This window comes from Novosphingobium sp. BL-S-34, assembly GCF_056857015.1.
Map to the genome: position 1 here is coordinate 1 of NZ_JBXEPV010000003.1, position 15,703 is coordinate 15,703.

Genomic DNA, 15,703 nt, shown 5'->3' on the forward strand with positions numbered 1-15,703 from the left:
GCGCGGATGACCATCAGTCCCTCGGTGGAAATGGTGTATCGGGGACCCCTACAGCAGGGCGGCTGCTCTGCGCCCATTGTCGCCATGGCGACCTCCGCAAGCGTGCGAGCGCTCCGTTTTCGCGCCGCTTTGCGAGGTGGTCATAGTCACGTGCGCACGCAGCATGACCTCAACCTCGTCAGCATCACGATCACGGGTCAACGCAAGATCGGCGTAAATGGCAACGCCCTGCTGGCCGGTCCGCGTAGTTCCTACCCCGTCACGCGGGGCTGGGCGGAAAAAATTCACGTTGTCTGCCCGTCCGCCGAAGGTCTCTATTATACGTCCTACCAATATGGTCCCGAGTTCGCGGTGCTCCTGTTCGGCGATCGTGTGCCGGATGATATCCTCGAGGGCTTGAGCAAGCGCGATATCGCGGATCCCATCTGCCATGGTGAAATCCAGAAGCTCGCGGTCAGCCTCTCGATCGACTACGAAGGTGTCTGAGCCGCAGCGGGAAGAAGGACGATGACGTCCGGTTCCGACCGACTATGATTCAGTGCGGGCCGCGCTGGCGCTGCTGATCCCGATCGCGATGACCGACACCGGGCAGTCGAAACGCGTCGCCGATTTACTGATGGCCTAGTGGAGCGGGCCCGACCTTGGGCACTCCAGATAGCCGACATCTTCGGGCTCGACGTGGCGATCGCCAATGACATCACGACCGTCATCGGCTTCCTGGGCCAGACCGATCGCGGTGCAGTCTATATCGACAGCCTCGGATTTGCCGAGGAGATGCAGGACATCATCGCCCTGTGGCGCTCGCCGGCGGCACGGCCAGGGGCCTGATACCCCGGGACAGCTCAAAGATGACCCAAAGCCAACCGACGGTGCCGCAGTGGCGCCCGTTGGAGCGGCGCTGGCGCGCCTTACTGGGCCGAACGGCCGAGGAGAGGAGGGGGGTGGCTGTGCGACGCGCCTGTGCCGATGGCGCGGCGGGATGCTCGCCGTCGATCGACCATGGAGGCGGTCCGCGCGGAGCTAGCCGAAACACTTCCGATCGATCTGGCGGAAGCTGACAGAGTCCTCGAAAAAAAGGTTCGTGAGCGGATGCGGCGCTCCGGACGGTGCAACGTGAGCCGTGCGGTTTCGGATCTCTGCAGGGTCGGGCTACTGCGTCGCAATTGTCAGGGCTTCCGCGTCGATCATCAGAACCGCGGCGCGCAGCGTGAAGCGGTCTATACCGTGATGCCCGAGGCGCTCGCGGTGCTCCGCCGCTGATCGTCAGCTGGCAAGAGAGCCGGCTTCCAATCCGCCGCTGCGACGATAGCTTCAGCTTTGGCCGGAAAGGATTCCGCCGAGCTGATGGAAACGCCGTTGGGCAGCGCAATCCTTGCCTGAAATCCATTGCCCTTGGGCGCGGCGCTCAATGGGACTTCCATTTACCGTCTCCGCAGCGATATCAGGCTCCGCATCGGCATAAATCATCGTTATTTAACATAATTCCTATTATCTGTTTTTTACGGTTGTAAGCCGGTGGGGTCTAGATTGAAGTGAGAATTCCGAGGATTTCTGGGCTTTGTGCCCTCTCGGAGGAAAGTCTATGACGAACAGCTATCGCCATCTACGTTACGATGAGCGTGAAGCTTTGGCGAAAATGAGGGATGCCGCCGTCCCGGTTTGCGAGATTGCAGCTCGGCTCGGACGGCATCGATCTACTATTTACCGGGAGCTGCGCCGCAATTTCATGCACGATGAGGAAGCGTGGTATCGTGGCTATTTCCCCAACGTCACACACAAAAGAGCCCGCCGTCGCCGGGCTGCTGGTCGTAAGCTTGAACGCAACATGGAGTTAGCCGCGGATGTCGTCCAAGGCCTTCGGCCGCGTTGGTCTCCAGAGCAAATTGCTGGACGGATGCGCCTGTCCGCCCAGCAACCGCGCGTCAGCCATGAGACAATCTACCAATACTTCTATGGGAGGGAAGGTCGACGCCTAGGGTTATCCCGATTGTTGCCGTGGGCGCGTCGTCGTCGTCGCCCGCGTGGTGGCCGCAAGCCTCAAGGGGTGCAAATCCCGCTGGTCAACGGTATCAAGCACCGCCCCCCCGACATCGCGCTGCGCGCCGCATTTGGCCATTGGGAAGGCGATCTCGTTGCTTTCCGCCAGATCTACGGCAAAGCCAACCTCACCTCCCTGGCCGAGCGAACGAGCCGGTTCGCGGTGCTTTGGCGAAATCCGGATAGGGGCTCAGTTGCGATCATGGGAGGGATTTGTCCCCAACTTGGCCCCCTTCCCTCTACGCTTCGTCAGACTATCACTTTTGATCGAGGCACGGAGTTTGCAGCCTACAGGAGGCTCCGGACCGAGCTCGGAATCGAAAGCTATTTCTGTGATCCGAAGACCCCTTGGCAGAAAGGCAGCGTTGAGAACTTCAATGGCCGTCTGCGACGATATCTGCCATCAGATACGGACATTGCGGCGATGGACGAGATGGTGATCCAGGCGGTCTGTCACCAGCTGAACAACACTCCGCGGAAATGCCTGTCCTATCGGACACCCCAAGAAGTTTTGACGGAACAGATCGGGCTATGGGCGCCGGGGTCGGATGTTCCTTGGGTGGCGTTCGCCCCACCCAAGGAACAATGATACTCAGCGCCAAGGAATGTCGCGCTTCAACTGGAACTCGCAGCCCCAGATAGAAATGACACCCCTCCGCTAGATAGAAATGACACTGCCTGGTGTGGTGTGCGGAATGTCGGCTCGGGGCCCAAGACTGCCGGCAGCGGGGTGCCGAAATCCGCCTCGGCGAGATGGAGGTCGGAATGGCACAGGCCGCTAGCCTTCACCTGGACGAGGACCTCGCGCCCCTTGGGCCTTTCGATCGCAATTTCCTCGATGTCGAAGCGACCCTCTGGGCGATCCAACGCCCCCATACCTCGGTTGAAATTTTCACGCATTTCAAATGCGTCATAATGGTTGACATAACGACGCTTTCGTATGAAATTATCCGCATCTGACATGCGGAATAATTTATGACCCTCTATCTGGTTGGCGAGAATATAGATGCTCAGACCGCCTTTCGACGGGGGCGAGACGGCGATATCCTCCAAGTCTATCGCGGTATCTACGTGGATGCAGAAGCGAACGCCGACGCCCTTCTGCGTGCGCACGCTGTCCGTATAGCCCATTACCTGTACCCCGCCGCCTATCTGAGTTCCGCCAGCGCGGCCTTGCTTGGCCCGACCCTCGACGGCCGACTTTTCCTGGGAGGTCGGCGCAACCAGCGAACGCGGCTGCGCTCGCTCGAAATCATCCAGACTCAGGCACCACCCAGGCCCTCGCTCGACAGGGCAGTCATCGGCGACTCGCTTGGCGATTTCACCCTTTCGGTCTCCTCGCCCGAGCAGCGCATGCTAGAAGCCTTCCGGCTGCGCAGCGAGCAGGCAAATGCACTCAATGAGGAGCAGCGCCGCGCGACGGCCGAGCGGCTCATCGCGGAATATGGTTCGAACGACGCAGTGGCAGACGCTCTGTGGGTGCTAGCACGCGCAAATGATTGGTTCCGCGAGGGTGAGAGTGCCGAGCGCTATCTGCGAGGGGGCATCGATAGCGCGGCTCCTGCGATCAACCACGCCGCGTTCTCTCTGCTCGTGGCCTGGCACGGTAGCCCCCTCGGCATGCTCGCTCATGACGGCCATGAATGGCGCTGGTCGCCCGGCAAGATTACGACCCCACCGCTCATCCGCGAAACGCTACCCGGTACGCTGCCGCCATTTATCGAATCCCTGTTGCCCGAGGGGTGGCTCGCCCACGTGTTGCGTGATGAAGACCAACGCTCGACTCTGCGTCACGGCAAACGGTACATGTCGAATATCACCATTGGCGTAGACGCTCATGAACTGGCCTCACTGCCAGCGGATATTCTTGCGGGGCGCCTTGGTGACTTCAAGGAGCACGGCATGTTCACCGGAACCTACGGCGGCCCTTCCCGCGGAGCGTTCGAGGAAAGCTTCGAGACCAATCTCGCACGGATTTTCGCCACCGGTACAACGCCGCGCTTGTCGGGAGTCCAGATCAAGGCACCGATGCATCTGCGCCACGACGGTACACTGCTGCCCGCGACCGATCTACCCTTCACTCATATTCTCAAACCCGCTGGCACTTCGGGATTCGAACAGATGCCGGTAGTGGAATGGTTATGCATTGAGCTTGGACGAATGGCTGGCTTCACGTCAGCCGAGGCCGCGCTCACTGTCATGCCGGACGGGATGGCACCGGCGCTGGTCGTCGAGCGTTTCGACATTCGTGAGAATGGCAGCGATCCGCGCCGGCTCGCCATGGAGGATTTTTGCTCGATCTTGGGCGTACCCGCGGAAGACAAGTACAAAGGTACTATCGAGCGCATGGCACGCGCGCTTCGCGCCCTGTCGACGGATCCCACCGAAGACATCGCGGAGCTTTTCGGGCGCGCGCTTTTTTCTTGGCTGATTGCCGACGGTGACATGCACTTGAAGAATATCGCGATGCTCAAAATCGCGGCACCGCGCGCACGGGTGTTTGAGAGTGTCCGGATGGCACCGCTCTACGATGCCCTTACCACGCGCGTCTTTCCGGGGCTGCACAACGATCACATGGCCTTGAAGCTCGCCGGCAAGGACGACCGGTTGCATCTGGCTGACTTCGAGACGTGCGCGCGAACGATCGATCTCCCGCTCCGCAAGGCCCGCGAAATCATCGAAAATTTACTGGCGGCGCTTGGAGAGGCCATGGACGTGATCGCATTGCCACCGATAGTGCAGGAGTCCGCATCGGCGAGCGAAACGGCCGAGGCAGTTCTCCAGATTGTGCGATCGCGTCATGCTGCACTCGCTGCCGAACTATGATGAACCTGCGCGACCAAGGCGAAGGCGCCAAAGACCGCTACAATTTCAGCTTATCAGAAGGCGGTCTGGCAGCACACGCTGGAACCGGTCCTTCGCCAGTCGTACGGCTGCCGGTCGGCTACGCGCCCATTCGCAACCTTCAGCGGTCGTTTTGGCATTCCGAGATCCGGCTTTGCTTACCAGGTTCGTTCGCGGCTGAGAGGGGTGGTTAGATCGTGTCCCGAGAGGTGGTGTAGCTTTTCTGGACCACCTTGCTTTTCGGCCTCAGCCTGAGCCGATCATGAGCCGGGTACTGCCGACAGCATGACAATGGGATTGTCGCTGAGCGGGGCCATCGTTTCAAGCGTCATGTACCGCGCGCGCTGGACGGCCCATTCGTCGGACTGTTCCATGAGGATGGCTCCGACGAGGCGGGTGATGGCGGCTTCGTTCGGGAAGATCCCAACGACCTCGGTCCGCCGTTTGATTTCGCCATTAAGGCGCTCGATGGGGTTTGTGCTGTGTAGTTTGGCGCGATGCTCGCGCGGGAATGTCATGTAGGCCAACACATCGGGCTCAGCGTCGTCCATCAGCGTGGCTAGCTTGGGCAGTTTGGGCCGCACTTGGTCGGCGATCGAACGCCACTGCTGGCTCGCAGCTTCTGGAGTTTCCTGGGCGAAGGCGGTGGCGATGAAGGCGGAGACGACGCGCCTGCCGCTCTTGCCGGCATGGGCGAGTGCATTGCGCATGAAGTGGACGCGGCAGCGCTGCCAGGTCGCGCACAGCAGTTTGGAGACCGCCGCCTTAATGCCTTCGTGCGCATCGGAGATGACCAGCTTAACACCGCGCAGTCCTCGGCGCGTCAGTTTGCGCAGGAAGGCGGTCCAGAACGGCTCGGCCTCGGAAGGACCGATATCCATGCCTAGCACCTCGCGGCGGCCATCGCTGTTGACGCCCACCGCGACGATCACCGCCACCGAGACGATACGCCCGTTCTGCCGGACTTTCACGTAGGTGGCGTCGATCTATAGGTACGGCCAGTCGCCTTCGATTGGGCGCTCGAGGAAGGCACCGACCTTCTCGTCGAGTTCCTCGCACAGCCGGCTGACCTGGCTCTTCGAGATCCCATCCATACCCAGCGCCTTTACCAGGTCATCTACCGAGCGGGTGGAGATGCCCTGGATATACGCTCACATGACGAGGACGTCGGTCAAGGTTTAATGTCGTGACAGCATTGGCCGTCTCCTTGGCAATCGGATCCAGGCTTTGCCCGTTGTATGACGCGGACCGACGAATCGACCCATATCCAGCTCACATGCGGTCGCCGTCCGGAACGGCTGCACCATTATCCCGCTTACGGCGGGACGGGCTGAGGTAAGCGAGACCAGTCTTCCTGGCGGCGGTGAACGCCAACTTATATCTCGGTTCGCTTCCTGGATCCGCGGAGCTGATCAGGCTCCAGGGATTGGTGTAGGGTGTTGCGTCAGGCGGCCTTCACTATGGCTCCCTCGATCACCACGCCCGCAGTCGCATATTTCCACAAGGCGACGAGGAGCTTGCGGGCGAGTGCTACAATCGTCGGCTTTTTGAGACGGCCGCCGTTGTGTTGCACGCGTTCATGGAACCAGCGCGCAAGCGCGGAGTCCGGCTGGTATCGCAGCCAGAGCCAAGACAACTCGACCATGGTCGATCGCAGCCGAGCATTCCCGGTCTTGGAGACGCCCTGCTCGCGTCGGATTGATCCGCTCTGCCATGGTGTGGGCGCCAAGCCAGCATAGGCAGCAAGCTGTCGTCGATTGTCAAAATGCCGGAATAGACCTTCCGAACACAGAACGGCGGCGAACTCCGGTCCGATGCCCTTGACGTGCATGAGCATCGTGACCGGAGTGTCGGTTGCTTCCTCTTTGACCAAAGCATCGCGTTCCACCTCGACGGCTTTGATCTGTTGCATGATCAGCTCGAGGCGATCGAGTTCGCGGTGAATCTGCCCTTCGACATGCCGAGCGAGGGGCCGGCCATCGCCCGTTTGCATATCCTTGAGCCGATCGCGTCGATCGCGACGCATCGGCTCGTAACCCGTGATGCCTTGCGTAAAGAGCAGACCTTTGATCCGATTGACGTGGCAGGTGCGCTCGTTGATCAGAACCTTGCGCTCACGACAGACGCGGCGCCGGTCCTCCTCTTCCACACTCGGCGGCCGAACCATCGCGCACACCCGTGGTTCGCCTCTCTTATACGCGAGCAAGGCGCGCACCAGCGCTTCGCCGTCGATCTTGTCGGTCTTCGCTCTCCGCCGTCGCCGTGACGTCGCGATTGATGCGGGATCGACGACATGGCTTTCGATGCCCTCCCGTTCGAGTACGCGGTGAATCCAGAATCCGTCGAGACCGGCCTCTTGGATGACGATTACGCCAAAATCCTGGCCAGTCCTCTGGGCCGCCTTCGTGCGAAGCTGCGTGAACCGGTCCATCAGGCCGGCGATGTCGCCAGCGCGCACGACATGTTTCGACATCCGCTCGCTAGCACCTGGTGACAGCGACGTAATTAGCCACGTCGATTTACTCAGTTCCATCGAAACGAAGATGGCGCCAAGATCAATACGGATAGCGGCCGGCGCATGGGGTCGATCAGTTGTAGCTGCAAGCATGGTTGCCTCCACGGAGTTAGGGTCAGCAACCGCACTCTGCCAGAGCGCCAGCCGCTATCCACCTCTCGCCATGGGATCTTCCTGGATCACTGCGGTCAGCGCCCGCTCGGCCATGCGACGGGGTTCGAGGAAGCCGGGGAAGTAGCTTCCCTTCCTGAGCTTGGGGATGCGTAGTTCGACCGTCCCCGCTCGCGTCTGCCAGTCGCGCTCGCGGTAGCCGTTGCGCTGGACCAGCCTCGCCGCAGATTTCTCGCCGTGGCCGGCTCCGGTCAGGTTGCCGACTTCCATCTCCATCAGCCGCTCGGCGGCAAACGAAATCATCTCGCGCAGAATATCTGCATCGGGGGCCTTCTCTACCAGCGAACGCAAGTGCATCATCGGATCGGTCATCGTGATTCCTTCCGTCAGGTTTGAGCTTCACAACCCAAACCTACCCGAAAATCACGGTGACCACCTCAGCCTTCAGCTACACCACGTCCTGGGACACGATCGTCTGCGACGATATCTGCCATCAGATACGGACATTGCGGCGATGGACGAGATGGTGATCCAGGCGGTCTGTCACCAGCTGAACAACACTCCGCGGAAATGCCTGTCCTATCGGACACCCCAAGAAGTTTTGACGGAACAGATCGGGCTATGGGCGCCGGGGTCGGATGTTCCTTGGGTGGCGTTCGCCCCACCCAAGGAACAATGATACTCAGCGCCAAGGAATGTCGCGCTTCAACTGGAACTCGCAGCCCCAGATAGAAATGACATCCTCCGCTAGATAGAGATGACACTGCCTAGTACTACTTGACATACGGTTTTCCGAAGGTGGATCGCAAGCACGTTTCAATCTGAAAACCCTTACCGGCGGCAGCCAGATGGCTTAGCACCGAGTTCTCCCAATCTGGCGCTTGCCTCGGGCCTAAGCGCAGGCAATGAGCAAATGATGTCGCAACGCGCCCAAACGCTCACCATTTGTCATACATCCGACTGGCACCTTGGCCACGAACTCAATGGTCACGCCCGCGAAGCGGAGCACGATCTTTTCCTCCAATGGCTGCTTGATCGCCTCGAAGCGGAGGCTGTGGATGTGCTGCTCGTCACGGGGGACGTATATGACGTCGCCAATCCGCCAGTATCTGCGATGCGCCGGCTTTTCCGGTTCCTCAACCTGGCGACCACGCGGCTCTCTGGACTTCAAGTGGTAGTCATTGGCGGCAATCACGACAGTGCAGCTCGGATCGACCTTCCCGCCGCACTACTCGGGGAAGGCCGCGTGCATTTCATCGGCGCCTTGCCGCGAAAGAATGGAAGCCCCGACTTCGAGCGCCTGCTCCTGCCGCTGTTTGGCCCTTCCGGCGATATAGGGGCATGGCTTGCCGCGGTACCCTTCTGCCGTCCCGGCGATCTCGGCTCCCACGACCTCCCCTCGCTTTACGACGCCGTCGCGGAAGCGGGCAAAGCGCAAGCTGGTGATTTGCCGATGATCCTCACCGGCCATCTCCATGTCGCCGGCGGCGAGGTCTCGGAGCTATCCGAGCGCCGCATCGTAATCGGGGGCGAGGAGGCGCAAGCAGCAACGCTTTTCGACGCGAGGGCGGCCTATGTCGCACTCGGACATCTCCACCGCCCTCAAGCGGTCGCCGCGGAGACCACGGTTCGGTACGCCGGCTCACCCTTCCCACTCTCGAGCGCCGAACGCGACTACCGCCATTCAGTGGTGATCGTTAAGGTTCAAGGCAGCGAAATGCCGTGCCAGGTCGAATTGCTGCCGATCCCGCGTCCCGTCGACTTTCTTGCGGTCGGGCCCGCCCCATTGGATACCGCCCTGGCCGCCATCGAAGCGCTGCAACTCGACGCCGAACTGTCGGCCGCCAGCTGGCCTTTCATCGAAATCGCAATTGAGATCGACGGACCCGAGCCGGACCTTCAGTCGCGCATCCTCGCGGCGATCGAACCGTTGCCAGTGCGGCTCGTGCGCATTGCAACCATTCGCCCACAAGACGCCGGCAGTAGCTGCGATCCCCTCGTCGGCGCTGAACTTGCCGATCTCGATCCCGAAACAGTGTTCGCGGCGCTCTTCAACCGTGAATATGGCGGTGACGGCCCTCCGGACGACCTCGCGCGCGCCTTCGCCACGCTCCTGATCGAAACCCAAGCTGCCGAGGAACCCGCCTGATGCGCATTCTTGCGATCCGGGGCAGCAACCTCGCCAGCCTGACCGGCGAATTTGAAATCGATTTCGAGGCGGAACCGCTGGCCGGCTCGGGCATCTTCGCCATTACCGGGCCGACCGGCGCTGGAAAATCCACGCTTCTTGACGCCGTTTGTCTCGCGCTCTTCGCGGAAATCCCTCGCTTACGCGCTGCCCCGACAAGCGGCAGCGTTGGAAACGACGAAAACGGGATCGCCGCGCGCGACCCGCGTTCGATCCTTCGTCATGGCACCGCCGATGGATACGCCGAAGTCGATTTCGCAATGCCTGCTGGCGGCGTCTACCGCGCTCGCTGGAGCGTGAGGCGGGCAAGAGGCAAAGCAGAAGGTCGCTTGCAAAACCACGAGCACGCTTTCGAACGCCTCGACACCAGTGAGCGGATGGGCGGCACTCGCACGGAAACTCTGCGCGCCATCGCAGCCGTGATCGGATTGACCGCCGAGCAATTCACGCGTGCGGTGCTGCTTGCCCAAGGCGATTTTGAGGCATTCATTCGTGCTGACGCCAATGAGCGGGCTGCGCTCCTGGAACGGCTGACCGGGTCCCAAATCTACACCCGCCTGGGCCGGGCTGCCTACGAGAAGGCGCAAGGTCTGCGCGCCGGGCTGGACTCGATCCGCCAACGCATTGCCGCGCTCCACGGTCTCGATGACCAAGGCCGCGCCGTTGCCGAAGCCGAATTGGCGGAGGCAGAGGCGGCTCATGCGGCTGCCTCGGAGGCTCTCGAGGCACTGGGAGCCCAGAAGCGCCGGGCGGCACGCGCACGCGAGTTGGCAAATGAAATCTCGACCGCCGAGCAAGCGCTCGACGCCGCAAAAAATCTTCAGGCCCTCGCTGCGGATCGACGCGACGCGCTAGCCCGCAATCGTGCCTTGCTGCGGTTCGTGCCACTCTGGACGGCCCGCGAGAATGCCAGGTCTGTATTGCAGGAAGCCGACGACAAGCGCACCGCAGCGCAGAATGCGCTTTCTAACGCCAATGCGCAGCTCGAGATGTCCGCAGCAGCAGCACGGACCGCAGCGAATGCCTTGAAGCAACAGGAGCGGGAAGCCGAAGCTCTCACCCCTGTGTTGGCGGCCGCACGCGCCCTCGACCGCCAACTTGCAGACACCAGCGAAGCGCTCATGCATGCTTCGCGAGAAGCAGATGCGCTCGCCAAGCATGCCAATGAGGCAGAGGAATCCGCCGCGGCGGCCGAAGGATCCTTCGCACAGGCGCAAACCCGGATCGCCAATGCCGCTGCGTGGTGCACCAGCAACGCCGCACTTCGCACCCTCCATGAACGCGAAGAGGAGCTCTCCGAGCTCATCGCCGCCCGCGCATCGTCGCATACCCAATCCCAAGAGGCGCAGGGCCGCCTTGTCGAACTGGAGCGCGAAGAGACACTCGCCCTCGCCCGGCATGCGACAACGCTAGACGCTGTGCGCATAGCGCGCGAAAACCTTGGCGCGGCAACACGGCATCGCACGGAAGCCGAAGCCGAAGCCCCCGCCGAAGCGGCTCTTGACGCACTCTCGCGGGAGATCGACTTGCTGGCTACAGCCGAGCTGCGGTCGGTGGAATTCGCGCAGGCCAGCCGTGATGTCACGCAGGCCCAAGCCGCATTGAAGGAAACGCGCGCCGCACAAGCCGACGCGGCTTCGCGTCGTACGACCATCGTCCAACGCTTGGCGGAATACGAAGCCTCGCTTCCGGATCTGGAGACGCAGGTCCGGCAAGCCCGTCACGTTCTGGCGCAGTCTGTTGCGGCGTCGGGCAAGGCCGCCGAATTCATGCGCGCGGAGTTGGTGGACGGTGAGCCCTGCCCGGTCTGCGGCGCGCAAGAGCACCCGCTCTCCGCCCTCGAAACGCTGCTCGGGACACATTTGGAAAGCAATCGTAGGCACGCAGAGGCCCTCGAGCAGGAACTCTCCCGGCAACGAAGCGAACAGCAATCCCTTACGCGCGAACGCGAAACGCTGTCCGCGCGCGAAGAAGCGCTAACCCAGGAGGAGAGTTTGCGCGCCGAAGCGCTGATGCCTCTGCAGGATAAGGCCGGTGAGGCAAATCGGACCTTGCGCGCTGCGTTGCTGGATGTTGGTCTCGATAGCTCCGCCCTTCCCAGTCGTGAGGACCTCGCCCGCCACCGCGATGAACGGGTCCAGAAGCGCCAGGATGCTCTCTCCGCCCGGCAGATCGCGTCTCAAAGCCGTGATGCGCAGGATCTCGCGCGCAAGGCGCTTGATGATATGCAGCAGAGCGAGGACGCCGCGCGCATCGCGCTGGCGGCTCGTGCCCAGGCTCTCAGCGAAGGTCGTGCCATGACCGACCGGCAGAACGCAGAAATGCAGAACAACGATCGCGCGCTCGATCGGGCCCTCGCGGCGTTCTCGGAATGGCGGCAATTGCCGGACGCAGGAAGTTGGCTGCGTAAGCAGGCAGAAACTTGGCGGTCCTACACGGCCGAGCAGAGCGAAGCTGAAACTGCCCTGCCCGGCCTCGATGCGCAACGACACGAGGCCGTACGTACGCACGATCTCGCGCGCCTACAGGCTAAGGCTGCTGCCGCAACAAAGCTCAATCTTGCCAATACACGTGCCCTCAAGAGCGCCGAACGCTCTGAACTGCTCGAAGGGCGCAGCGTCGCAGAGGTCGAGGAAACAACAGCGCGGGCCTCGGGCGAAGCGCGACAGGCGAATGAGGTGGCTCGACAGGTTAGCGAAAATGCGGCGCGGCTTTTTGCCGGAAGCGAAGCTGCGCTGAAGAGCGCGGTTGGAAACCACGATGAGGCCGACGTTAAATATTCGTCCGCATCGGCGGCGCTCGACGCGTCACTTTCCAGCATGGAAGTCGCCGAGCATCAACTCGCTCAGCTTGCCAAAGCCGGTCAGGAGTCCATTGATGCGGAGGCACAGGCGCTCGCGGCGCTGGACACCGGCGTCGGTGAAGCCTTGGCTGTCCTGAGCAAGTGCCATGCCGACCTTGAACGTCACACCGCCGAAGCACCGGAGAATGAAGAGCTCACGCCCGAGTTGCTCCCTGACGCTCTGATGCAAGCGAAGGGCGAACTCGAGGGCGCCAATGCCGCGCGAGAACAGGCACGCCTGCGCATTCTGCAGGACGATCAGGTCCGGGCGCGCACCTCGTCATTGCGCGCGGAGCTTGAGGCGGCCACGTCCCAAGCCGACGTCTGGCTGCGTCTTTCCGACCTCATCGGCGACCGAGAGGGCAAGGCATTTCGACGCTTTGCGCAAGGGCTGACACTCGATCGACTGCTCGAACACGCCAATACCCGGCTTGCAGAGCTGAAGCCGCGCTACGCTCTGGAGCGAGGGACCGGCGGCGAAATGCTCGTCCAGGTCGTGGACAATGACATGGGAGGGCAAGTGCGTGGACTACACAACCTGTCCGGAGGCGAGCGCTTCTTGGTCAGTCTCGCCCTCGCCCTAGGTCTCGCCGAAATGTCGAGCGGACGCGGGGTCAAGATCGAGAGCCTGTTCATCGACGAAGGCTTCGGGGCGCTCGATCCAGCCAGTCTCGGCCAGGCCTTGGCGCTCCTCGAACACCTTCATGCGAGTGGCCGCCGGGTGGGCGTCATCAGCCATGTGGAGGAGTTGAAAGAGCGCGTGCCGGTCAAGATCGAGGTGACGCCTACTGGGCGCGGCACCAGCACCATCGGGATTGCATACGGGTAGAAATGCCCGATTTGCGTTTTCTCACCCCAGACAGACCAGCGATGGCATTGCGCCTTCTTTGAAGACGCAATGCTATGCTTAGGCCCCGCAGGCTAGGCACTGCCCGTCAACCTTCTCGCGGCAAGCCTATACAGTGCTAGCTCGCGTTGACAAAGTGTGGCAGCCATTTGCGGATTGCGGCGAGGTTTAGGAAGCTGGCGAAGGATAGGGCAGTTTTGTCGTAGCGGGCATAGACGCGTTGCAGCACGCTCTGACTGACCTTGATGTTAAGGGGATACGGCCTATCGCTAGGCGGTCTTCCCCGCCGGCGGAACACCATCGGATATGTGCTTGCAGCACTTTGACCCTGAGCGCTCATCGACATGGATGGGGCCGAGGCCTGTGGTATTGGGACGGTCTCTACGTGCTAAAGCGATGGCGCTTCAGGCTGCGGGGCTGCAACCGGTGGGGCAGAATCCGTCTGTGGTGCCGCGAGGTCGCCCCCCGCCCCTGTCCCGGCCGGTTCGGCCGGATCGCGGGACAGAAAGCCGTGCTCTTCGCTAACGTTGTGCAACTCGTCGAGATTGGGTCTCGGACGCTTTGGTCGCACTGCCAGGTCATCGAATTGCAGCTTCGTGCGTTCGCTCATGCGGCTTCCTCCTTGTCCGCTTGCTGACGATACCTGCCATCAGATAAAGACATTGCGCTGAACGAGATGGCGACCCAAGTGGTCTGTCACCAGCCAAACAACACCTAGCGCAAAATGCCTATCCTATCGGACACCCCAAGAATTTTTGACGAAACAGATCGGACTATGGGCGCCAAGGAAGGATGCCTCTTGAGTAGGCTCGCTCCACACATGGAACAATGAAACTCAGCGTCAAGGAATGTCGCGCTTCACTGGAACTCCCGGCGCAAATTAGAAATGTCCCATAGCGATAGGCATTCGTAGTTGGCGATGATCGGCGGGATCCGTAGCGCCGAAACTTGGTGGCCTGCTAAACCTGTCGAGCGCTTTGGTACCAGTTTGATGAGGCGGTCCGGTCCAAATTCGCAGAGCCTTCCTCGAGGCTCATCCTTCGCGCGTCTCCGAGCCGATTTCACGGAACCTCGCAGCTGCTCAGGACTTCAGGTTAACTCCACCAAACTGCATCGCCGTGCGACGCATCCAGCTTGGAGTTTCGAATGCCCCGTTACCTGAAACTTGGAGTGGCCCTCTTGATGGTCGCCAGCACCGGACTTGCCGCGTGCACTGATGACCGCCCAGGCCGCTACCGCCCGCCGCACGGAGACCGGTATGATCGTCATGATCGGGATCACGACCGGGGCCGTCACCGCGGCGATCATCGTCGTGATGGTGATCGCGACCGGGGGGAGTGGAATCGCCCGCGCTGAGGGCGGTATTACCGGGGCGGCGGATGATTTGGCGCCGCCCGCTCTTTGTGACAATCAGTTCGATCAGCATTTGTCAGTGTTTTTCTTGACCGCGTCAGCAGCTGCAATCGGCTCGTGAAGCCCAGCGAACCGGCACGGCCATGCAGTGACCCAGCCCTTTGTGTGTCATTTGTGGTGAATTGCGCGCTCGCCAGGATCAGCGTCTGGGATTCGGTCAAGTGGTTCGCTCTTCAGCGGCGTGCCAAGGCGAGCGGCTTAGCAGTGCCATCGCGCGTACATGCGAAGTACTGACAGTTCTCAGAGTGCCTCGCCGGCTGCGGTCAATGCGACTGTTCGTCATTGTCAGGTCACGACGCCAGCGGTATGCCACTGACAATACACAGAATTTCCACTATGGTTGTCCCTTACAGGCATACCGTTTTCGCGCTCAGGGATCAAAGTACCGCGGCAAGGGCGGGGCTGCTTTGTTGAGATCATCTCGCAATTATGAGAAACGCGCAACTTCCGCCCTTCGCAAGCGCTATCCTCCCACTCGGGTGAGAACGACCCACGTCTCATGCAAGGAGGCGCACCCGATCCAGTTGATGGATTGCTTTGAAAAGCCATCAGTCTGCTTCGGCCAGACCCATCACGCTGAACCTCAGGTCCCGCGGCCGAATACACCTCTGCGGGACCTCTTTTATTATGCGCGCTTTACTCCAGGCCGGGTTTCTCACCGGCTGTCATATATTTCTGACGAAGCCAGACTCACCGTAGTCGTTACGTGAACGGCATCTGTGCTGCCGCCGCCGGCGGTGATCGTATTGCGTTGGCACCGCGGGACTAACCCATCCCTCGAGATTAGCTTTAAGCATATTTGTATCCTGTAAATACAGCCGATTTACAGCCCACCCCGGTTATCGAGATTGCGTCCCGTCCGGGAGGCGGATGTTTTAACAGGTAGCGATCGCGCAAGCTTCGCAA

At 61.3% G+C, this 15,703-nt stretch carries 10 protein-coding genes and 2 pseudogenes; 8 read left to right on the plus strand and 4 right to left on the minus strand.

Annotated elements, in window-relative coordinates; genetic code table 11:
* The first annotated feature begins 6 nt into the window (after nt 1-6).
* The 4 genes from AC1VV3_RS22895 to AC1VV3_RS22910 all read left to right on the plus strand — a co-directional run bounded on the left by AC1VV3_RS22895 (nt 7) and on the right by AC1VV3_RS22910 (nt 2,626).
* Nucleotides 7-486, plus strand: coding sequence for a hypothetical protein (locus AC1VV3_RS22895; RefSeq protein WP_482963379.1), 480 nt, complete (start codon nt 7-9; stop codon nt 484-486).
* Nucleotides 487-678: 192 nt separating this feature from the next.
* On the plus strand, nt 679-828 hold the full coding sequence (locus AC1VV3_RS22900) for a hypothetical protein (protein WP_482963380.1): 150 nt from the start codon (nt 679-681) through the stop codon (nt 826-828).
* Between the two features lie 171 nt (nt 829-999).
* Nucleotides 1,000-1,260, plus strand: a complete 261-nt coding sequence (locus AC1VV3_RS22905) for a hypothetical protein (protein WP_482963381.1) — start codon at nt 1,000-1,002, stop codon at nt 1,258-1,260.
* 322 nt (nt 1,261-1,582) lie between these two features.
* Nucleotides 1,583-2,626 carry an IS30 family transposase gene (locus tag AC1VV3_RS22910; RefSeq protein WP_482963382.1) on the plus strand — a complete coding sequence of 348 codons (1,044 nt, stop codon included), beginning with the start codon at nt 1,583-1,585 and terminating at the stop codon, nt 2,624-2,626.
* A gap of 26 nt (nt 2,627-2,652) precedes the next feature.
* Here AC1VV3_RS22910 and AC1VV3_RS22915 read toward each other — a convergent pair whose 3' ends face one another.
* Nucleotides 2,653-3,000: an alcohol dehydrogenase catalytic domain-containing protein gene (locus AC1VV3_RS22915; RefSeq protein ID WP_482963383.1), complete on the minus strand. Its 348-nt coding sequence runs from the start codon at nt 2,998-3,000 to the stop codon at nt 2,653-2,655.
* A 12-nt stretch (nt 3,001-3,012) separates the two neighbouring features.
* Here AC1VV3_RS22915 and AC1VV3_RS22920 point away from each other — a divergent pair, with 12 nt between their 5' ends.
* Nucleotides 3,013-4,863: a HipA domain-containing protein gene (locus tag AC1VV3_RS22920; RefSeq protein WP_482963384.1), complete on the plus strand. Its 1,851-nt coding sequence runs from the start codon at nt 3,013-3,015 to the stop codon at nt 4,861-4,863.
* A 278-nt stretch (nt 4,864-5,141) separates the two neighbouring features.
* Here AC1VV3_RS22920 and AC1VV3_RS22925 read toward each other — a convergent pair.
* The 3 genes and pseudogenes from AC1VV3_RS22925 to AC1VV3_RS22935 form a co-directional block, all read right to left on the minus strand.
* A pseudogene (locus tag AC1VV3_RS22925) lies at nt 5,142-6,032 on the minus strand (IS256 family transposase); the annotation flags it as partial.
* Between the two features lie 293 nt (nt 6,033-6,325).
* A complete protein-coding gene (locus AC1VV3_RS22930; protein WP_482963385.1) occupies nt 6,326-7,489 on the minus strand; it encodes an IS110 family RNA-guided transposase in 1,164 nt (387 codons plus the stop codon).
* Between the two features lie 78 nt (nt 7,490-7,567).
* A pseudogene (locus tag AC1VV3_RS22935) lies at nt 7,568-7,879 on the minus strand (transposase); the annotation flags it as partial.
* A 544-nt stretch (nt 7,880-8,423) separates the two neighbouring features.
* Here AC1VV3_RS22935 and AC1VV3_RS22940 point away from each other — a divergent pair.
* The 3 genes from AC1VV3_RS22940 to AC1VV3_RS22950 all read left to right on the plus strand — a co-directional run bounded on the left by AC1VV3_RS22940 (nt 8,424) and on the right by AC1VV3_RS22950 (nt 14,858).
* Complete coding sequence (locus AC1VV3_RS22940) at nt 8,424-9,656, plus strand: exonuclease SbcCD subunit D (RefSeq protein WP_482963386.1); 1,233 nt, start codon at nt 8,424-8,426, stop codon at nt 9,654-9,656.
* Nucleotides 9,656-13,366, plus strand: a complete 3,711-nt coding sequence (locus AC1VV3_RS22945) for an AAA family ATPase (RefSeq protein ID WP_482963387.1) — start codon at nt 9,656-9,658, stop codon at nt 13,364-13,366. The genes AC1VV3_RS22940 and AC1VV3_RS22945 overlap by 1 nt, the downstream gene beginning before the upstream one ends.
* 1,234 nt (nt 13,367-14,600) lie before the next feature.
* On the plus strand, nt 14,601-14,858 hold the full coding sequence (locus tag AC1VV3_RS22950; protein ID WP_132270440.1) for a hypothetical protein: 258 nt from the start codon (nt 14,601-14,603) through the stop codon (nt 14,856-14,858).
* The last annotated feature ends 845 nt before the right edge of the window (nt 14,859-15,703 follow it).